Raw genomic sequence first — 20,817 nt, forward strand, 5'->3', positions numbered from 1 at the left:
GACCGTCACGATCCTCCAGTGGCGGTGGGCCTCGTTCTCAAGGCGGCCGATTCGGCCTCCACCGCTTCCCTCAACTCATACGCCTCCTCCGGCGTCAACTGACAAACACTCGCAAGCCTCGCGAGGGCCCTCTCCTCCTGCTTCGTGACGACTCCGTCCGCGAGCGCCATCCGCACGGCGTCCTTGTATGCCTCCATCTGTTTTGCGCGGTCGCCTTGTTTGATCTCGGTCGCCTCGTGGACGTTCGGCATCGCCGCGTTCGCGATGCGGTCTGCGGCGCGCTGTAGTGGTGCGATTGCGAATAGGAGCAGTCCGGCTGCGAGGCCGCCGAAGGCCCAATCATATTGGGTTTGGAGATACTGCTCCGCGACTTGCGTCACGATGAAGAACACGGCGAGGAAGATCGCCGCAAGTGTCCCGCGCTTGATGCCCCACTTGATCTTCACGTCGACATCGAAGAGTTGGTGTTTGAGGAGCGCATAGGTCGTGAGGATCGAGAGAGGGAGGCGCCAGATGCCTGAAAACGCAGAATCGAGTGCGGTGCGGGTGGGCCCGGGCGCCATGGTCGCAACGACTATCCCGGTGACCAGGGGGAGCCCCGCCAGCAGGAGGTATTTCCTGGAAGCCGAGGCGAGTATCGGGTCATCTGCACTCGCTCCGCGTCGCCACATGACGTAGAAGGTGTATGCGACAAGCGCTAAGATGATGGGGCGCGAGAGCGCTGCCAGAAAGGTCCAGCCCCCCGCCCCAAAGGGCTCGGCCCCCATCCTAACGAGGGTGGTGGCCAGATTCGCGAGCACGACCATCGCGAACGCAAGACTCACAAGCAGCATGGATTGGCGTCGGGACCCACTGTTTTCTGCGAATGCGTCCCGCGCCAAGAGTGCAGCGATGAGCATGAAGAGGACGGTGAAGGACCCGTAGTTTCCGCCGCCGCCAAAGAATTGGTTAAGCGCCCCCTCGCCCGAGTCGATCGAGTGGTCGAGCATATACCACGCGTCGAGCGCGACCAAGGCCGCGAGAAGTAGGCCCGCGATCAGGGGGCGGGGCGGCCAGCGCCGGTCTACCGGGTAGATAGAAATGAAGGAGAGGAGTGCCGCAAAAATGGGGGGGCCGAGGTAGCCCCCTAGGGCGTTCGCGAAGGCATTGAGGCGCAAATCGTCCGTCGTGTTGATGCCGCCGAGGAGATGCGCCATCCCCCGAAAGACCAGGACCAGGGCGAACGCGCGGTTCAACCTATTGTTGAATCCAAGGTAAAGAAGGACGCCGGCGAGCAGGATGTTGAGCGTCCCCGCGGCGATGATCGGGTATTCGTCAAGGGGAATGACGGCCACTAGGCGCCCACTCCCGTCACCGTGATCTCCATCGCCTTCTCGACCTCTTCGCGCACGGTGAGCGTCTCAAGGGGACTAAGCCCCAGCTCGTGCGCCACCGTTGCGAGCGAACGCTCCTCCGCCCGCGTGATGACGCCGTCGGCGAGCGCCATCTCGACGGCGGCGCGGTAGGCTTTGAGTTGGCTTGTTTTGTCGCCGGCGCGGAACTCTTGGGCCTCATGGACGTTCGGCATGGCGGCGTTGGCGATCCGGTCTGCCGCGCGCTGCAGCGGCGCGATGGCGAAGAGGAGGAGGCCGGCCGCCACGCCCCCGAACACCCACTCGTAGTTGGTCTGGAAGTATTGCTGGGCGAGCTGTGTTACCACGAGAAAGGTGAGAAGGAAGACCGACGCGATCGTCCCGCGTTTGATGCCCCACTTGACCTTCACGTCGATGTCGAATAGTTGGTATCGAAGAAGGCCATAAACGACGAAGAGCGGCAACGCGACGCGCCAGAAGAGGAAACTTTCTGCGAAGATGCGGCCGTCGGCGGGCAGGAATACGCCAACGAAGACGCCCGACATGACCGCGGCGGCCGCGAGCAACAAGTAGGCGCGCGCGGTCCCGCCGATTTCCTTGTCGGGCTTTCGCGACAGGTCGAAAAGCTTCGCGACCACGACTCCGAGTACGAGGAGGGCCGCACCCTGTTGCAGGGCTGCGTAGAACGGCGGATAACCGAGCGTCCGCAGGGGCGCCGGGAAGAGCTGTCCCGCAAAGGTGGAGGCGGCGAAGTCGAACAACAGGAAGAGGACGAAGCCGAGGCTCACGAGGACCACGGATTGGCGTGCGGAGCCTGCGGGCATGCGGGCGAAATCCATGAGAAAAACGAGGGCAAGCAGCGCCCCCACGACGGAGAAAAGGTCACCTATCATCGCCAGGGGGCCGAGGGGGTACGCCGAATAGGGATCGGTCAGGAGCGCGGGAGCTGAGAGGTCTTGGAACAGCCGATGATCCATCGCGTACAATAGTTGGACGACGATGGCCATGCCCCAGAAGAGATACGGCCCCGCAGGGAACCTTGTGATGATTCTGCGCCTCGTCGGATACACGAGGCCGAACCAAACCATGGCGAATGCCAAGAGCAGGAAGAAGTAGGGCTGCACGGAGGCCCAGAGGAAATCCTCCACTACGCCCTCGCCCGTGAAGCCGAACACCACAGCGGTCCAATTCCCTCCCCTGGCGATCAAGAAGAGTGCGAAGGCCTGGTTCGCGGCACTATTGAAGCGGAGGTAGAGGAGCCCGCCCGCCAGTGCGAAGTTGACTGCGGCGAGGGCAAGCGTGGTGTACTCGCTCGGCTCGATGGCCACAGGAGGCCAAGACACCTTTCGGTTATAAAGCCGTGACGAGGCGACCGTCCACGAACGCCTCGAAATCGCGGAGGACCTTTTCCACGGTCGCCCCGCGCTGCCACCCGGCCCTCATCTTCGTCGCGCCGCGTAGCCCCCTTGTGAACTGGTTCGCTTGCTCCAAGACGTGCTGCCTTGGAAGCCCGATCTCCAACGCCATCCGGGCGTACTCCTGGAAATCGAGGAGGCGCTCGGCGGCGGTGGGCGCTGGAAGCTCGTGGCCGGTTGCGAGGAAGTGGGCGATGCGTCTGAATACGTGCGGGTCCCCGAGGGTCCCGCGTCCTAGCGCGATGCCGTCTGCGCCGCTCTTTAAGAGGGCTCTCGAAGCGGAGGGGCCATCGACGACGTCGCCGTTGAGGAGGACCGGGACTCCGACGCCGTCCTTGAAATCGCGCACCACCGTCCAGTCCGCCTTCCCCCCGTACCCTTGCGCCGCCGTCCTCGCGTGAAGGATGAACGCGTCCGCGCCGGCGGCTTCCAAGCGACGCCCGAGTGACGCGACGTCGATGCGACCCGTGTTTCCGGCGCGCAGTTTCACAAGAAGGGGTTTTCGCGAAGCGCTCTTGATGGCCGTCACAAGGTCCTCGGCCTTTTCCGGGTGATCGAGTAGCGCGGCGCCGCATCCTTGGTTCTTGATCTGCCATGCGGGGCAGCCCATGTTGAAGCCCAGGATCTCGCAGTCGCGCTCCGCTTCCTTCGCGGCCGCCGCGAGCGAAACGGGATCGGTCCCGAAAAGTTGGATGCTCGTCGGACGCTCCTCCGCGCAAGTGAGCATCCGGGCGAGCGCGCGTTTCTTCTTATGCTCTCGCGCGGCCGCTTCGCCGCCGCCAAAGGCCGCGACAGCGCCGGCGGCGACCATCTCGGATGAGACGAGTCCAGCGCCGTGGCGGCGGCAAAGGACCCTGAAGGGGAGGTCCGAGAAGCCCGCCATGGGGCTCAAGACGAGATTGTTCGGGAGGCGGACGTCTCCTATCTCCATCGGGTGAAGCGGCTCTCGCATGTGGACTCTCCGGCTACGCGCTTCTTATTCATGAAGTCTAAGGTGCGAGGGCAAAGGGTAGGCCGCCTCTTGAAGAAGCGCCAACGTGCGCCGCAGCGGCAACCCGACGACGTTGAAGTAGTCGCCGCGGATCCCGGCGACGAGCGAAGCGCCCCTCCCTTGGATCGCGTACGCTCCGGCCTTGTCGAGGGGTTCGCCCGTGGAGACGTAAGAATCGATCCGGGTATCCGAAAGGGCATCCAGGGTGACCTCTGTGACCTCGCAGGCGTCGAAGCGTCGCCCCTCGGGCGAGCGAAGGGCGATGCCCGTCATGACGCTGTGCGTTTTCCCGGAAAGCGAGCGTAAAGTCGTTTTGGCCGTGGCCGCGGTCTCGGGCTTTCCGTAGACTCGCCCCTCGTGGACGACAATCGTGTCGGCAGCAAGTAGGTGGTCGGACGTGGAGATCGAGTCGGCCTCGTGCCGTTTCAACGCCGCGTCGACCTTGCGCCAAGCGATCGCGACCACGCCTGCCTCGGGCGGCGAATCCAATGGAAGGGTCTCGTCCACGCGGGGGTCGGCCGTCACGAACTCGAGACCGAGCGACGTAAGTAGTTCGCGCCTACGGGGCGAGCCGCTGGCGAGGACGAGCACCACAAGGTCACGGCTCCCTTGCGTCGAGTGGCCCCGTGCGATCACCGGGTGTAGACCAGGGCAACACCATGCGTTCACCGTTCTCGGGCCTTGGCGGCCGTCGAGACCGCAAGCGCGACCGTGATGGCCGCCAAGAGGTCATCGACGGAACTCAACGCAGGGCCCAAGGAATCGGCGTGGATCTTCGCCTCGATTCTACGGCCGTCCACCTTCATTCCGACGTAATGGCCGTTGTCGACGCCCACGGAGCGGGCGACGAGTCGCGCTTCGCCCACGGACTTCAGGCGCATGTGGACCGAGAGCCGCACTTTCAGGAGAGGACACCTTCAACGGCTTTGTCGATTGATTGCAAGACACTGGCCTGGACCGCGAACGGAACGACGCCTATCGCCATGCGCCGATTGCCGCGGACACGGCTACCCGGCGGGACGCATGAGCGTAGCGTCGCGAACGCGTCGAACCTGGCGCGTAAAGCCTCGCTCGAGGGGACGACGTGAAGCTGCGTCTCCTCACCGTGGGCGCGTGAGACCACGACGACGCCCTTCGTGGAGAAGGAATCGCACGCGAGCACACCGGCCGAGTGCGCGTCCCCGGGACCCGTCGCTTGGAAGTGGGAGATGGCGTTCATCTCGGTCAGTCCCTCGCGCTCGAGGCGTAGGCCCAACCGCATCAATTCATCGTTCTCCTCTACCCACGCGGAGCGCAGTTCCGCGGGCGGGATCTTGGCGCCTAGAAGGTGAGCTCCCATGTGGCCGTAGGCCGTTCGCGCGAAGCTTCGAGCCGAAAGGGTGAGCGCCCAAAGCTCGCCGAGGTCCTTGGCCACAAGGCTCGCGGCCGACACGGTCTCCGCTGACGATGCCCGCCCGGTGGCGGCGAGGAGTCGGAGTGCCACCGAATCCGATAGCCGTCGCCTGTCGCCGGCGGGTAGCATCGACCACTCGAAGGCGCTCGATATCTTCAGTCTCTCGAGGAGTTTCTTCGCGTTCTGCGCCCGCCCGGAGACTTGGGGCAGGAACGGGCGCGTCGAGGTTGAGAGCGATTCGATGAGGTGTCCCTGGAAATGGACGGGCGGGCCTGCTTCGATGAAGCTGCGTTTCTCCGATTCGGCAAGAAGCGCCGAGTCAAGGCCCGGAAGGCGCGACAGCGTGCCGGCATCGCAGATAATGCCGACGCAAGCGATGGGCAAAAGGTCGGCGTTAGCGTCGGAGCACTCGAGCGAGACCTGCATGGAGACACCGGCCACCGAAGCTTCCCACGGTCCTTCGTCCTGGGCGCCGGTCAGGACGACGTCCTTCGCTTCCGGGTCGGTCAATGAATCGCCGCTCAGGACGAGGGTCTCGCCTTCCCGGTGCTTGAGCGATCGGGCGGCGGCCTCGGTGAGGCCGACCGAGACCAGGAGGTCCGCGCCCGCCGTCTCCCCGGTCTCTCGAAGGTCGCCCTGGTCCCCGTCGACGTAACTGATGTGGAAAGCCGCGCCCGCGCGTTCCATCGTCCGGGCCAAGACGGCGCTCGCGGCGACGGAGGCGACCGTCCTTGCGCTGATTATCCGGGCGAAAGTCGCCCGTCGCAACGTCTCGGCCGCGCGGCGGGAACGGGATGCGAAGTCCATCTAGGATGCCTCCATATGGAGCGCAGTGCCAGGGGCAGCCATGAGGGCGAAGTCAGGGGCCGGGCGGGGCAGCGCCATACGATGGACGCCGCGATGGGCCGGTCCGGGGCCCCGTCGCAACTTCCTCACTCAACGGTGAGCTTCGCCGTGATCGCGCTGTACTTCCAGTCCGCGGGCAGGCTCCCCTTGGCACGGTAGTAGTGTGCGAGTTTCCTGATCCGTGATTCGATGAGCAGGAGTCCCCTGCCGTTGTTGTTGTCCTTCCGATGGGCTTCGAGGTGGCGCCGTAGGTTGAGCGCCCGCTTCATCAAGGCCTGGAGGTCCTCCGGGATATCGAAGACGATCTTGTTCTCGGAAAGGATCTCCATGATCGTGCGGCCCGTCGCCTGGCGAACGTCCGGCACGGCGTAGAGGTCGCGGAGAATCGTGCCGATCATGGCGGTCGTCTTGCCTTCGCGGGCAAGCTTCACGACGGTCTCCTCGATCTCGGTCTTGTCAAGGTTCGAAAAACCGGCAGCCTTCGCCCTGCGCGGCAGACGCTCGCGCGGGACGGATTCCTTCCTTGCGTGTTTCTTGGTCACGTATGTCACGTTCCGATGACGCGAAGCCGAAGCGGATGGGAATCCGCGAGGCGCGGTGGACGCGGGCGTCCACGCGCGCCGCCGACCGGTCGAAGGGTCGGAGCCGCGCGTCTCTACGGCGCCCAATGGATAACCAATATTTAACGCTGATGACCGGGCGGCCCACGAGGAGCGGGGGCCCGCTAGGCGTGGTACATGTAGGTGCTCGAATACGTCTCAAGGGCGCCGCCGGCGGCGGTCGGTTGCGTGTGGCTGAACCAAAGGTCTACATTGCCTTCCCTGTGGGTGTGCGGGCACCCGCCCGTGTGGGACGCTTGGCTGCCGTGGGAGTTCCCGTCGTCAGACGCTTGTGCCGCGCAGGCGGTGGCGCCGGGCGCGTTCGTGATCTTGTTCACGGGGACCGTGCCGGGCGTGGGGCTCCCGCGCACGTCGACAAGCATCACGAAATTGTAGAACCTGTAATTGTCGGCGGTCTCCGTGGACGGGTTGTGGTCCTTGCCGCCCTCGTAGCACTCGGGGATGTCCGGCGCGTCCGTGGTCGTGCACCCGTTGACGTACGTGTTGTTGCTTCCGGTGCCGCTTGGATCGTTCTTGGCGACGTTTGGCGTGTTCGCCGCTCCCGTGCCACGGTTCGTCGTGCCCCCCGCGAGGTTCGGCGCCGAATCGAAAACGGTGCCCGCGATCGTCACGACCCAGAAGTACGTGTTGCTCTTGAAGTATTCCCGCGTCTCCCACGCGATGCCGTTCGGGTCCGTGTACTGGTAGACGAATCGACGGACGGCGCCGGCGAAGAGGGTCGACGGATCCGGACCGCCTTGCCCTATTGCGATGATGTAGCAACCGATGGTGCAATCCTCCGTAGTGACGCAAGGGCTTCCCGTCGCCGCCCCGGGGTCTATGAAGTACTGGTCGTTGAACCATAGGAGCCCGTTCGGCCCGTCCACAGGTTGCGTGCACGAGCGTTCCATGTGCCGCGCGTACCCGGCGACGGCCGAGAAATTGTGGCCGGTGACCAACGAGTTGTTGCTCTGCCTCTCCTTCACGACCACGCGGTAGGTCGTATGATCCTCGATGACGTTCCCGCCGCAACGCGCCGGATCGTAGCTTATCTGGCATTGGATCTGCGTGAAGCCGCTTGGGTTCGCATCGGCCGTGTGGAATTCGGACGTCGCTCCGACCGCGCCCGCGAGGAGGAGCAGCGTGACAGCTAGGGCGAACCACCTTGTGTCACCGTTCACGGTCGTTCCTCCTCTCTCGTGGCATGTCTCGGACCTGTTGGGGCCGTCTGCCCGCTCTCCCGGCGCTTGGGCACCGCTGGCCGGGCGCTTCCTCCTTCGGCATATGCTATAAAGAACGTTTTCGTTAGGTTCTATGCGAATCGGAGCGGCGAAGGGTGGCGGGAAGACCGGACGACGCGCCAAAACCACTTCGGAAAGAGATGGGAGGCGCCTCCTTTTCCCGGGCACGTCCCGGCACGCGAGGGAATTGTAACCCACCGCGGGGTGCAAGCTGAAGGTTAATAGTCTTCGCGCCAGCTTTTCGACGGAGGCATGCGATCGGCGCCCAGTGGATGAACCCCCTCTATTCTTGCAAAGGTTCTGGAAGAGAACGACGCAAGACAGCGTCTTTCCTGCCAACGCTCATAGTCGCACTGCTGACTCTCCAAGTCGTCCTTCCGACGTTCTCGGAGACCGCGCTCGCCGACAGCGGCAGCGTCATGGCGGAGTCGGCCGACCTGCCTTCTAAACGATGGGGAACGAGCGCCGTCTTCACGGGGACGCACGCTTTCCTTTTCGGCGGCAGTAACGGCGGCCCGGCTTTCTACGACGACATCCAACGCTTCGATCCCGAGGGCGCGACGTGGGCCACGATGGGGGCGAGGCTCCCGTCCGGTCGCGCCGACACTAGTGCGGTCTGGACCGGGTCGAAGGTCTACATCTTCGGAGGACGCGACCGCAACGGCACCGACCTCGACGACATCCTCGAATACGACCCGGCCCTCGACGTCCTGACGGTCGCGCCGGCGAAGCTCCCGCAACCGATGACGCGGACAAGCGCCATCTGGGCCGAGCCGGACGCCTACGTGTTCGGTGGGTTCAACGCCGTTTCCCGATCCTACTCCACGAAGATCTTCCGTTACTCGCCCGCCACCGGGTCCGTCACCGTCATACCGGCAGCCCTTCCCTCGCCACGATGCTGTACGAGTGCGATCTACGATGGGTCGAAGGGTCACATATTCGGCGGTTACGACGGGGGGAACCGGTCCGACCAGATACTCCGTTTCGACCCAGTGGTGGGCGCGCTCACGGTCTCGGCGGCAAGACTCCCGACGCCACGCGCGTACACAAGCGCCGTCTGGAACGGGGAGCACGCGTACGTCTTGGGCGGCACCGAGTGCCTGGAGAATTGCCACGACGTCGACGAGGTGGTCCGCTATGAGACCACCGCCGGGGGCGTCGTCAAGATGAGCGCGACGATGTGGCCACCTGTCACCTACGCGAGCGCCGTCTGGATGGGGGACGAGGCCTACGTCTTCGGCGGATTGTGGCGGCAGTCGGTGCGCGACGAGGTGTGGTCCTACAACATAGCGCCCGGAGCGCCGCGCTACGCGTACGCCACGACCAAGAACGCCCATGGTAGCCTCGAGGTCCTCTGGCTTCCCCCCTTCACGAACTCCTATTCGAGTCCGCTCCATGGTTACCGCCTCTACCGTGGGACGGCGCCGGACGCTTTGGCGGAGCTCGCGACGATGGGGAACCGCACGACCTACACCGACCAACCCCTCCCCGACAACACCACGTTCTACTATCAGTTGGCCGCGTTCAATTCACGGGGCGACGGCGCCAAGAGCGCGATAATCTCGGCTAGGACCCTCGCCCGCTCGGTGCCCACTGTCCCGCTCGCCCTGACCGTCCTTCCTGGCCCTTCGCCCGGCAAGATCACGGTGTCGTGGAACCCACCCGCGAAAGACTCCGGCGCGCCCATCCTCGCCTACCGCGTATATCGCGGCGAAACGAACACGACGCATCCTTTCCTCACGGAAATCGGCAACGTCACGAGTTTCGTCGACCAGGGCCTCGGGCACGGCGCGAAACGGTTCTACAGGGTGAGCGCGGTGAACGGGCCGGGCGAAGGCCCGCTCGCTAGCGCCCAGGGCGGAACGACGTTCAACGTCTCCTCGAAACCCCTTTCGTTCCAGGCCCTTCCGGGCCCCGCGATGGGGCAGGTAAAACTCTCCTGGAAAGCGCCCGCGGACGACGGTCGTAGAGAGATAACGGGCTACAACATCTACCGCGGCACATCGCCGGGGGCGTTGGGCCTTGTCGGGACGCTATCGCCGAAGATGCTTCTACTCGACGAGAAGGGGCTTCCCGACGCGACGATTCACTACTACGAGGTGGTCGCCGTGAACGCGATGGGCGAGGGCGAGGCCGCAACGGCGGCAGCGAGCACGTACGTGGACACGGTGCCGGAGATGCCGAGGGAACTCACGGCGTCTCGTGGCAACAACACGGCCGCGTTCAACACGGTGAACCTCGCGTGGAAGTCCCCGATCGACAATGGGGGACCACCGACGATCGGCTACTACATCTACCGGTCCGACGACTCGGGGGCGCCGGGAAAACTCATCGAGGTGGGTGCCACAGGCGTCTACGTGGACACGGAGGTGGAGCCGCTCACGAAGTACTACTACCGCATCGGCGCGAAGAACATACTCGGAGCGGGCATCTTCACGGACAGGGTGGGTGTGGTGACCGGCTACAACCCCAAGGTCTGCAGCTGCTCGCCCGGCGCCGGGGCGTACGATGACCGCGACGCCGACGGACAGAAAGACAACGGCGAGGACCTGAGACCCTGAGCCGACACGTGCGTCGCGTGGCCCATGAAACCTGTGAAGAGCGTCTTACAGTAGGTCTAGGGTGTCTTCTCTACGCGGCCCGTAGCTAACCATCACGACGGGGACGGCAAGCTGCTTTGACACGTAGTTCACGTACTTCTGCGCACTTTCGGGAAGCGATTGGAGCCCCTTGTGCCGGTCCTTCTCCACGGCGAGCGGGTCTAACTGGCCGAAGCCCTTGAGCTCCTTGTACACGGGTTCGACCTCGGCGAACCGGTCGATCGACGCCGGCACCTCGCGCACCTCCTTGCCATCCAACCTGTACGATTCGCAGACCTTGATCGAGGGAAGGCCCGCGAGGACGTCGAGTTTCGTGATCGCAAGGCCCGTGAGGCCGTTGACCCGCGAGGCGTGCTTGAGGACGACGAGGTCTAGCCACCCGCAACGGCGCTTTCGCCCCGTCACCGTCCCCACTTCTTTCCCGACCCTTACGAGATGCTCTCCCGCCGCGTCATGGAGTTCCGTCGGGAACGGCCCGCTCCCAACGCGCGTCGTGTAGGCCTTCACGATGCCGATGACCTCGTCCACGGCGTTCGGCGGGATGCCCGTCCCCGTCGAGGCGCCGCCGGCCGTCGTCGATGAGGACGTGACGAAAGGGTAGGTGCCGAAGTCCACGTCGAGCATCGTCCCTTGGGCGCCTTCGAGAAGGACCTCTGCGCCCCGCTCGACCGCGTTGTTGAGGAGGAGTATCGTGTCCTTGACGTGGGGGCGTAGGCGTTCACCGTACAGCGCGTACTCTTCCAAGACCGCTTCCATGGACGGCGCTTTCGCCCCGAACGCGCTCATGAGCGTCTCACGCGAGGGGTAAATGGCCTTGAGGCGGCGCGACAATGCGTCCCGATCGACCAAGTCGCCGGCCCGCAGCCCCATGCGGGAGATCTTGTCGCTGTAGGTGGGGCCGATCCCGCGCTTCGTCGTGCCGATGCCGCCGCCGGCGCCTTCGAGCGCCTCGTCGAGCGCCCTGTGGTGGGGCAATATCACGTGCGCGCGGTCGCTTATCGAGAGGTTCTCAGCCGTGTGGCCGGTCGTTTTCAACCGGTCCATCTCTTCGAGAAGTACTTTCGGGTCGATGACGACGCCGTTTCCGATCACGCACTGCTTGTCCTTGTGCGTGATGGCGCTCGGCAGATGCTGGAACTTGTAGGTGTGGCCCCCGACCACGACCGTGTGCCCGGCGTTGTTTCCGCCTTGGTAACGGGCGATGACGTCGAAGCGCGACGCGTAATAATCGACGACCTTGCCTTTGCCTTCGTCTCCCCATTGGGCGCCTACGACGACGGTTACGGGCATCCAAGAGGCGCCCAAGGGAAGGCCGAAGATAAAACCTTCTCTCCTGGTGATGAAGGCCGGGAGCGCCCCGGTTCCATGGCGGTGAGATGATATCCGGCGTGGCTCTTGCCCGGTCGTGGAGAGGCCTCCCCGCTGGGCCCTTGGCGCCCTACTCGCGTTGAGCATCTGCGCCGTGTCGACGGCGAGCGTCATGATCCTCCTCGCAAACGCGCCTCCGCTCGCCGTCGCCTTCTACCGGCTTGCTTTCGCGACGTTGATCCTCGCCGGGCCGGTGGCCCTCTTCTACCGGGCCGAGCTCAAGGGAATCCTGGGGCGGGACGCGCTAGCGCTACTCGTCACCGGTCTTGTCCTCGCCCTCCACTTCGCCACGTGGATAACGTCGCTCTCCCTCACGTCGGTGGCGTCGAGCCTTGTGCTTGTGACGCTTCACCCGGCGATCGTCGGCGGCATCACGCAGTTCTACTACAAGGAGCGGTTGGCGGGAAGGGCCTGGTGGGGGATCGGGGCGGCGATGATGGGTGCTGTCATAATAGGTGTCGGCGACAGCGGCCTCGGCGACACGAGGCTCGTCGGTGACTTGCTCGCCTTCACCGGGGGGGCGTGCGCCGCCCTGTATTTTCTCGCAGGTCGTAGGCTTCGCCAACGGGTCCCCCTTCTTCCCTACGCGTTCGTCGTCTACCTCGCTTGCTCGTTATTCCTCGCGCTTTTCATGGTCGCCGCGAAAACGCCATTCACAGGCTATTCGACGGATCAGTACCTCTGGTTCGTGGCTCTCGCGGCCGTGCCCATGATCCTCGGCCACACGGTCATCAATTATCTCCTGAAGTGGCTCCCCGCGCCCCTGGTCTCGACGAGCATCCTAGGCGAACCAGTGGGCTCGGTGGCGCTCGCCTTCGTCGTCTTGGGCCAGGTCCCGCCGGTGACGTCGGTCGTCGGCGGCGCCGTGATCCTCGTGAGCGTGTACTTCGTCTCGCGCGCCCTCGACAAGGGATGAACGCATGGCCAGGGCGTAAGCGCCGTCGACTACCCGGCGCGCGCCGAACGTAGACCCGCCCCGTCAGCGCCGCGTCCTTGAGCGTGCGAGCGCGACCAACGCCGCTCCAGCGACGACCAGGGGCAAGGACACATCTGGAGTGGGATTGGCCCCGTCGGGTGCGTCCACCGATATGGTCCGGGTGGCCGTCGCGACGTCGAAACCATCGCTCGCGATCGCGTTGACCGTGAAATTCCCCTCCAACCGGAAGGCGTGGCTCGGCGCTTCACCTTCTCCTTTCGTGCCGTCGCCGAAGTCCCACTTGAAGGACACGGTGTCGCCGTCTGCGTCGGTGGCACTCGCCGCGAACGCCACGGCGACGTTCGGCTCGACAGTGACGGGCCCCGGCGCAATCGTGACGTTGGGGGCGGCATTCGTCGCCCTAAGGGCTTGGCGGTACGGGAAATAATCGTAAAACCACGGGAACACGGGGTTTTCCATCGTCCCTTTCTTGAAGCTCTCCGCCCACGCGCAGACCTCGTACTCGCCCGTTGCGAGGCCTCGTTCCACCGAGACCTGGTGCGCCCAATGGTTCTCCTCGCCGCGGATCGTCGTCTCCTCCCCGGCCTTGAGATCGACCGACTTCACGAAGGCGGACACGCGTTCCAGGTAAGCATCACCGGTCCCACTGTCGCAAGACCCGTCGGGCTCGATCCTGTATATGACCACGAAAAGGCCGAACGAGTGATCGACCGACGCCTTGTTCTTCGCCGTCACGTTCACGTAAAACACTTTTCCCGGGACGATGAGCGCCGGATGCTCGACCGCCGTGATGTCGATGGTCTGGCCATTGTCTATCCGCGGGTCGGGTGTCTGGGCATCGGGCCCAGCGCCTGCCCCCGCGAAGGCGACCGCCATCAACAGGGTCATCGTCAAAAATGCGGCCCGTCGCGCCACGGTCCCCTTGTACCGGTGAGCGCCTTAAAGGTTTTCGGCCGTTTCGTTCGGTCCTTCCCATCCATTCTACTAAAGTTCATTAGGCGAGTGGACTTCAGAAATGTAGGCAAGGAAGGCACCTGTGGATCTCCGACTCCCCCTGGCAGCAGTGGCGGTCCTAGGGTCCCTGCTGGTCCTGTCCCCGTCCTTTGACAAAGCGAGCTCTGGCCTTGACGGCCTGGTCACGGACATCATAGCCGAGCAGTCCCCCCCGGACAAGCTCCCGGACATCCAGCCCCCGAAGGACGTGAACATCACTCCGCCGAAGGACCTCCCGAAGGAGATCCCGCCGGACCTGAAGATATCGCCGGAACTCCTTAAGCAACTCGCCGCGATGGGGCTCGACCCGCAGATGGGCGGGATGACCGGGCAGAACAAGGGCAACTTCTCATCATTGCCGCAAGACCAATTCAGGTCTTGGAACATGGACCGGGAGAGCGGGGCCGACCGCACGACGTGCGACGCCGCCTTCGATCCGGCCCTCGGCTGCATGAAGCGCCTCAGATCGTTCGATCGCCTCGAGGCCGACTATTCGATGGGCGTGGCGGATCAGACGCTCAAGCCGATTCCGATCTCGCAGCCCCCGGGAAGCCAGGCCGAGCGCGCGAAGTTCACGGGGCGCTTCCCCGTGGTCATCTCCCAAAGCGGTCCGACCCCCATCTTTTCCGTCGCCGCCGACATGCAGATTCATGGGTACTCGTCAGACCCGCCGACCAGTTTCACGTTCTGGAAGGACGGAGCGGACGGCTACTACGTGAAGCCGGACAGGTTCGCGGAAGCGAAGGCGCCTGTTCTTGTGAACCTGAGTATCGAAGTGAGCGGCCCCCAGTATTATTATATCTTGAAAGTACCGAGGGGGACCACGCTCTCCGACGTCCCGGCGGCGCTACGCCCTTCGTTCCCCTCGCAGCTTCGCGACGAAGTGAAACTCGTCACGGACAAGTTGAACATCACCGGCGAGACCGATTACGGAAAAGTAGTGAACACCCTCTCCAAGTACTTCAACGACTTCGGCGAGGGCGAGATCCCCGACGAGTCAACCTACCCGGACAAGTTCCTCGCGATCGCCCTTGGCGAACAGGGCTGCTGCCGGCACAGGGCGTTCGCCTTCATGGTCATCGCGCAATCATACGGCATCCCGACGCGGGTGATCGCGAACGAAGGCCACGCGTTCGTCGAAGTGAACGTCCCGGACATCGGGTGGGAACAGATCAACCTCGGCGGATGCGGCAGCTACACGTTGAACAACCCCCGCGACTCGCCCATGTTCGAGCCCGTGGAAAGAGACGGCGAGAACCCCCGTGACGACGTGCCGGCGCCCGAGCCCGTGTCGCCCACCATCATCCCCACCGTGACGGACATCGTGGAGTACACGCAGGCCGCAAAGAAAGGCGACCCGATAACGGTGAAGGGCTACGTGCGCGAGGTGGAATCAAAGAAAGGCGTGTCGGGCGTCCCCATCGAACTCTTCCTCAACAAGACGAAGGAAGCTCCGGGCGCTTCCATCGGCCATGGTCGCACCGACTCGAACGGCGATTTCGCGATCGTCACGTCGATCCCCCAGGGCCTCGGCGCCGCCGATTACCACCTGGTGTCGCACGCGGAGAAGGTGATCGGGGACCCGAACCTCGTCTATCTCGAAAGTTGGAGCGATCCGATACTGCGCGTCGAATCCGCGTCCGCTATCGAGTTGACGCTTCCCGAGAGGGAAGGGATCGGAAGCCCCACCGTGCTCCAAGGCCGGCTCACGGACCTCACGGGGCTTGCGATAGACGGTCGGAACGTGACCGTGGCCGTCGACGGGACCACGGCGCTGGTGGAGACGGACCGTGCCGGTGTGTTCTCGCGTAACCACACGTTCACGACGGCCGGTCCGCATCGCGTCGTCGCGACGTTCGCCGGCGACGAGTTTTACTCGGCCTCGGCCGCCAACGCGAGCGTGAAAGTGGACGACGTGAGCTTGGTCGGAGAACCGGAGCTCACACTTGTCCGGGGCACGGACGCAAGTGTCAGGATGCGCCTCGTCCTCGGTCCACAAGGTGTGCCGCGCACGACCATCGGGGCGACACTCGACCTTGCGAAACCCGGCCTATGCGGCAAATCGTGCACCGTCCCACGGGCCGTACAGGTGAAGACGACGGACGGGGACGGGAACGTGACCTTCATCGTCCACGCCGATGCGTCCGCCTCGCCGGGGACCGCAAGCATCGATTACACGAGCGATCGGTACGGCAAGCTCAAGACGCAACCCGTGCGGATCATGTTCAAGCCGGTCCTCGGCGTGGAGGCGCCCGCTTCGGCGCGCGGCGGGGAGAACATCACGGCGCGCCTCATCCTGGTCGACGACAAGGGCGCTCCCATGCCCGGCGTCGAAGTCTCCGCGACCCTCGTCTCGCCGGCCGGGAACGTCACGTTCAAGAACCGCACGGACGCGCGCGGTGTCGCAGAGGTGCGGATAGGCACGCCCCGATCGGCGGGCTCGGGTTTCCTCCAAGCCTCTTACGCCGGGGATTCGGGCGCCGTCCCTGTGAACAGCACCGCCCCCTTCGAGGTCCTTGCGGCGAAGACCACGGAAGTCACGCCACCCGTGAACCTCGGGACCCTCACGACACTCCTGTTCCTCGCCGTTCCAGTGGCGGCGATCGCGGGCGCCGCCTACTTCTTGAAGAACCGCATGCCGAAGAAGCGCGCGGCCGTGGAGGTCGCTGCTGGTGTCCGCCTCGAGATGAAGTTCAATGAGATCGACGACGACCTCCCGGACGTCTGGGGGCCCGGGACCCCCGTCACCCTCGAAGTGCGCCTTACACGTACCATCGCGCCCGAGGGGCCCATTGCCGGACAGGTCGAGCTCAAGATCGACGAGGAGACGCTCAAGCTGACGACAGACGCCGAGGGCGCGGCCGGCCACACCGTCACCTTCGACAAGGAGGCCGATGTCGTTTGCGAGGCCACCCACGTGCCAGCGAGCGGTCCATGGGTCTCGGCCACGAGGGTACTTAGACTCGTCGATTACCGCCGTGAGATAGAACAGGAGTACAAAGCGCTCCTCGAGACCGTCAAGGCGAAGGGCCTCCCCGTGAAACACGACACGACACCTCGCGAACTCGAGGCGATGATAGTGGACACGTTGGAGACGTCGACGCAAGCCCCCACCGTGATGGCCGCGGGTAGACGCGGCGCCGACGAGGCCGTGTCGGTCTTCGAGATCACGAACTACGGGACGAGGCACCTCACCCGCGACGACTTCGTCCGCTTCTACAGGGCGAAGCGGGCCGTACTGGAATACCTGGGGGTCGAGTGATTGGCGGGCCGATCGTCGGTCCCTGGAGCCGCCCCGGTGAGCGCCGATGTCGGCCCGACCTCCACGGAAGGGGCGCGGAAGAAGCAAAAGCGCCCTTGGGGCCTGTATTTCAAGATCCTCCTTGCCCCCGTCTTCGCCTACGTCGTCTTCGACCACGCTTCGGTCTTCGGCCCCGACGGGCCGCTTCCCATCGAATTCGCCGACGCTGGGGTCAAGGCGTTTGAAGAGCCCCTCTACGCGCTCATCGCGCTCCGCTTCTTTTCGAACCTCCTCCAACTTCGCCTGCCCTATGAGAAGAACCCGTTGCCGCGCCTTGGGCGGTCCGTGGCATGGGCCGCGTTCTGGTCGCTCTTCTTCCTCTTCACGCTCGAGGACCTGTTCACGTCGAAGGACCTCAACGTGACGCTCCTTGCGGCCGGCGCTCCCGCGTTCGTCATCGGCCGGGCCCTTTACAAGGAAGAGAAGCTCGTCCAGAAGACCGATCTCCAACGGCGCCTCGCCTACGCCCTCTCGGGCGTCATCCTCATGGCGGCCGGTGTGTTCGCCTTGGGTCAGGGCGCCGGCCCGTTCGTCCCGTACCGGACGGAAGTGACGGCCACGGCCCTCGTAGGCACCGTGGTCCTGACCCTTCTCGTCCTCTTGATCCCGCTCATGAACCACCGCAACCTCCAGCTTCGGTGGTTCGCCCGCGAGTTCGGCACCGCCCGCGGCAAGACCGTCAGCCTCGCGACCACGATCTACGGCTACTACGCGTTCCGGCCGACGATCGCCGGCGGCCTCGCCCACCTCGAAGTGTACGAGTATTTCCTAGGGCTTACGCTCGCAGGCTACGTCTTCGGCCGGGTGAGGAACCATTACAGGCGCGAGATGTCGGAAACGCCCTACGTCTCGACGCATCGGAAACATTCGCAGGAGATCGAGAAGCGGCCGGACCGCACGTTCGTCGAGATCAAGGAGACCGTGGCCGGGTTCCTCGCGGGCCGCAACGTGAAGGACAAGTATCGCGGCGTTCTCGCGGAGGCGCTCAAGGGCAGCGGTCTCGAAGATTCGGAGGTCGCAAGCACCCTTTCGAAGGTGGACGCGTACAAGGACGAGAAGAGACCGCTCGTCGGGCTGGCGTTCATGGTGAAGAAGGTGAACGAGCGCAACAGGGCACGACGCCTCGAACTCCACAATCAGGTCATGCATAGTCTAACGGGTGGGCAACAGGCATGATGGGAAACCAATGGAAGGAAGAGTGCGACTTGATCATCGAGTCCGTAGGCTCGGTGTTCGTCGGGAACAGGCTGATATTGCGAAAACTCCTCGCCGGCGCCCTTGCGAACGGGCACATCCTGTTCGAGGATTACCCGGGCCTTGGGAAGACGCTCCTCGTCAAGGCGTTCGGAAAGAGCATCGGGTGCGTGACGACGCGCGTCCAGTTCACGCCCGACATGCTTCCCGCCGACATCGTTGGGACGAAAGTGTGGAACACGAAGGCCGGCGAGTTCACGCTCGCAAAGGGGCCGGTGTTCACGAACGTGCTCCTCGCGGATGAGATAAACCGTTCGCCGCCGAAGACGCAATCGGCGCTTCTTGAAGCGATGGAAGAGCGCCAGGTCACGATCGAAGGCGAGACGTTGAAACTCGGCACCCCGTTCTTCGTCCTGGCCACGCAGAACCCCATCGAACAGGAGGGGACGTACCCTTTGCCGGAGGCGCAGATGGACCGGTTCCTCCTGAAGCTCTCGACGGGTTACCCGCAGAGCCTCGACTCCGAGACGGAGATCCTCCGACGTCGCATCGGTTGGAAGAAGGACGACCCGACCGATGACGTGAAACCGGTCATGGACGTCACGCGTTTCCGGGCACTCCAGGAGAAAGTGGAACGCGACGTGTTCATCCACGACGCGATCCTCAAGTACATCGGCGAGGTCGTGAGGGCGCTACGAGACCATCCAAAGGTCGAGGTCGGCCCGTCGCCTCGCGGCTCTCTAGCCCTTCTACGCATCAGCCGCTCGAACGCCTTCTTGAGCGGACGCGATTTCGTGACCCCCGACGACGTGAAGGTGTACGCGATCGAAGCCCTTGCCCACAGGACGATACTCGACCTCGAGCACACGCTCGAAGGCCTGAAGCCCGAAGACGTCGTGAAGGAGGTCCTCGCTTCGATCGAGACGCCGATGAGGTTCAAGAAGACGGAAGCAGGCGTACCGGAAGCCGAGGAACCGAAGGTGACGGTGCAGCCAGCGCCCGTCGCAGCGGTACAAACGCCCGCCGTCGTCGAACCGAAGAAGAAGAAACGGTTCCTGTGAGGCGGATGGGCGAAGAGCCGTCGCGGATGCTTCCGACGCGCGTGACGCCGGGAGACGCCACGCGTGATTCCATCATAGGAGTAACGACGAACGATGCATAGCGCCACGACGCCCGCTCGACCTACGACGTTTCGCCCGGCGGGCGCCTTGCCGCAGATGGAAGAGAAACCGGTTCCACCGCCCGAAAAGGTCGAGAGCCCCATACGGCCGACGTCAGGACTCACGCGCACCGGCTACTCGGTCCTCGCCGCAGCGACGACCCTCATGTCCTTGGGCCTTGCCCTCGGGAACTACTACTTCATCTTCGCCGGCCTCTTCCCGCTCTTTCTCGCCCTCGTGGCGATGTCGCAGCCCACGCCATCCGGCTTCACAGTCACCCGCGAAGTCACGGGCGTGCCGGCCCGCACGGGCGATCGCGTCAAGGTCGCTCTCAAGCTTCGTTGCGAAAAGGGGCGGGGTCTCATCGAAGCGTACGCGGCGATCCCTCCGTATTTCGAGCTCGTCGATGGGACGAACATCCAGCTCTTCGCGAAGGGCAGATCCATCGTCGAGAAAGAGTGGAGCTTCACGATACGCGTCACCAAACGGGGAAGTTACGTACTCCCGCCGCTTCTCGTCGAGAGCGTACACCCGCTTGGATTCCTGAAGCCGCACACCGAAAAGATCGGCGAACCGTTCACCCTCGACGTGAGACCGCGTCTGGCGCCGGTGAGACGGATCAGGGGGCTCGCCGGCATCGCGAAACGCCCATTTCCTGAAAACGACATGGCGAAGATCGGCATCAAGAGCAACGAGTTCCGGGAGATCCGCGAATACGTGTGGGGCGATCCGCCGAAGACGATCAACTGGAAGGCGACGGCGCGCCGCGGCGAGATGCCCGGCATGAGCCCGATGCCCCTCGTCAACGAATACGAGCGGGAGGGGAAGAAGACCGTCTTCCTATTCGTCGACGCCGCGAAGTACATGGAGGTGGGCTCGTCCGTGGAGAATGCGTTCGAATACGGGCTGGAGGCCGCTTCGGGGATCGCGCAGTACTACCTCGACCGCGGCTACCAGCTCGGCGCGTACTTCTACAACGCCGCCGAGACCAAACTCATCTATCCTGACAGCGGCAACAAGCAATTCATGAAGGTGACACAGGCAGCCGTCGGCGTCCAGGCCGGCGAGAGTCGCGAAGGGTTGCTAAGCGCCGTCGAGAAGTGCAAACATTACATCGTCACGGGCAAACCGCTTGTCATCATCGTCACGAGGCCGAGCGGAGATGTCGAAGCGACCGTCGGTGGGATCAAGCGCATCCGTGGAATACTTGGTAGACGCAAGCGCCGGCTCCCGGTCCTCGTGATAAAACCCGAGTTCCTCTCGCTCATGGGCGCCGCGGGCATCGCGGAGGCCGATGCGACGCGGATACTCGCGAAGATCGAACGTCCCGCGAGTATGCGGGTGAGAAAGCTCGGTGTCTCTATGATAGAGTGGGATCCGCGTAAGACCAGTTTCGCGGCGGCCTTCGTAGGGAGGAGTCTATGAGC

At 64.2% G+C, this 20,817-nt stretch carries 16 protein-coding genes; 6 read left to right on the top strand and 10 right to left on the bottom strand.

Annotated features, from left to right (window positions below):
- Window positions 1-5: 5 nt before the first annotated feature.
- The 8 genes from HY556_01150 to HY556_01185 form a co-directional block, all read right to left on the bottom strand.
- Window positions 6-1,334, bottom strand: a complete 1,329-nt coding sequence (locus HY556_01150; protein ID MBI4392391.1) for a hypothetical protein — start codon at window positions 1,332-1,334, stop codon at window positions 6-8.
- Complete coding sequence (locus tag HY556_01155) at window positions 1,334-2,680, bottom strand: hypothetical protein (GenBank protein ID MBI4392392.1); 1,347 nt, start codon at window positions 2,678-2,680, stop codon at window positions 1,334-1,336. Before HY556_01155 ends, HY556_01150 begins: the two co-directional genes overlap by 1 nt.
- Window positions 2,681-2,702: 22 nt before the next feature.
- Window positions 2,703-3,719 carry a tRNA-dihydrouridine synthase family protein gene (locus HY556_01160; protein MBI4392393.1) on the bottom strand — a complete coding sequence of 339 codons (1,017 nt, stop codon included), beginning with the start codon at window positions 3,717-3,719 and terminating at the stop codon, window positions 2,703-2,705.
- A gap of 24 nt (window positions 3,720-3,743) precedes the next feature.
- A complete protein-coding gene (maf, locus tag HY556_01165) occupies window positions 3,744-4,391 on the bottom strand; it encodes a septum formation protein Maf (protein MBI4392394.1) in 648 nt (215 codons plus the stop codon).
- 32 nt (window positions 4,392-4,423) lie between these two features.
- The gene (locus HY556_01170; protein ID MBI4392395.1) at window positions 4,424-4,657 is read right to left on the bottom strand and encodes a hypothetical protein; all 234 of its coding nucleotides are present in this window, start codon (window positions 4,655-4,657) and stop codon (window positions 4,424-4,426) included.
- Window positions 4,658-4,659: 2 nt separating this feature from the next.
- On the bottom strand, window positions 4,660-5,958 hold the full coding sequence (locus HY556_01175) for a hypothetical protein (GenBank protein ID MBI4392396.1): 1,299 nt from the start codon (window positions 5,956-5,958) through the stop codon (window positions 4,660-4,662).
- A 125-nt stretch (window positions 5,959-6,083) separates the two neighbouring features.
- Entirely contained in the window at window positions 6,084-6,539 is a 456-nt protein-coding gene (locus HY556_01180) for a 30S ribosomal protein S15 (protein MBI4392397.1), read from the bottom strand.
- 182 nt (window positions 6,540-6,721) lie between these two features.
- Window positions 6,722-7,777 carry a hypothetical protein gene (locus HY556_01185; GenBank protein MBI4392398.1) on the bottom strand — a complete coding sequence of 352 codons (1,056 nt, stop codon included), beginning with the start codon at window positions 7,775-7,777 and terminating at the stop codon, window positions 6,722-6,724.
- 332 nt (window positions 7,778-8,109) lie between these two features.
- Here HY556_01185 and HY556_01190 point away from each other — a divergent pair, with 332 nt between their 5' ends.
- On the top strand, window positions 8,110-10,398 hold the full coding sequence (locus HY556_01190; protein ID MBI4392399.1) for a fibronectin type III domain-containing protein: 2,289 nt from the start codon (window positions 8,110-8,112) through the stop codon (window positions 10,396-10,398).
- A 45-nt stretch (window positions 10,399-10,443) separates the two neighbouring features.
- On the opposite strand, the gene HY556_01195 is transcribed toward HY556_01190, so the two are convergent.
- Entirely contained in the window at window positions 10,444-11,727 is a 1,284-nt protein-coding gene (locus tag HY556_01195; GenBank protein ID MBI4392400.1) for an adenylosuccinate synthase, read from the bottom strand.
- 115 nt (window positions 11,728-11,842) lie between these two features.
- Between HY556_01195 and HY556_01200 the strand changes: the two genes are divergently transcribed.
- Window positions 11,843-12,721, top strand: a complete 879-nt coding sequence (locus tag HY556_01200) for a DMT family transporter (protein MBI4392401.1) — start codon at window positions 11,843-11,845, stop codon at window positions 12,719-12,721.
- A 63-nt stretch (window positions 12,722-12,784) separates the two neighbouring features.
- On the opposite strand, the gene HY556_01205 is transcribed toward HY556_01200, so the two are convergent.
- Entirely contained in the window at window positions 12,785-13,657 is an 873-nt protein-coding gene (locus HY556_01205; protein MBI4392402.1) for a PKD domain-containing protein, read from the bottom strand.
- 121 nt (window positions 13,658-13,778) lie between these two features.
- Here HY556_01205 and HY556_01210 point away from each other — a divergent pair, with 121 nt between their 5' ends.
- From HY556_01210 to HY556_01225, 4 genes are all read left to right on the top strand, one after another.
- The gene (locus tag HY556_01210; GenBank protein ID MBI4392403.1) at window positions 13,779-16,997 is read left to right on the top strand and encodes a hypothetical protein; all 3,219 of its coding nucleotides are present in this window, start codon (window positions 13,779-13,781) and stop codon (window positions 16,995-16,997) included.
- A gap of 36 nt (window positions 16,998-17,033) precedes the next feature.
- Window positions 17,034-18,212, top strand: coding sequence for a hypothetical protein (locus HY556_01215; protein MBI4392404.1), 1,179 nt, complete (start codon window positions 17,034-17,036; stop codon window positions 18,210-18,212).
- Entirely contained in the window at window positions 18,209-19,291 is a 1,083-nt protein-coding gene (locus tag HY556_01220; protein MBI4392405.1) for a MoxR family ATPase, read from the top strand. Before HY556_01215 ends, HY556_01220 begins: the two co-directional genes overlap by 4 nt.
- Window positions 19,292-19,447: 156 nt before the next feature.
- The gene (locus HY556_01225) at window positions 19,448-20,815 is read left to right on the top strand and encodes a DUF58 domain-containing protein (protein ID MBI4392406.1); all 1,368 of its coding nucleotides are present in this window, start codon (window positions 19,448-19,450) and stop codon (window positions 20,813-20,815) included.
- Window positions 20,816-20,817 lie beyond the last annotated feature (2 nt).

Source organism: Euryarchaeota archaeon (genome assembly GCA_016207515.1).
GTDB lineage: Archaea > Thermoplasmatota > SW-10-69-26 > JACQPN01 > JACQPN01 > JACQPN01.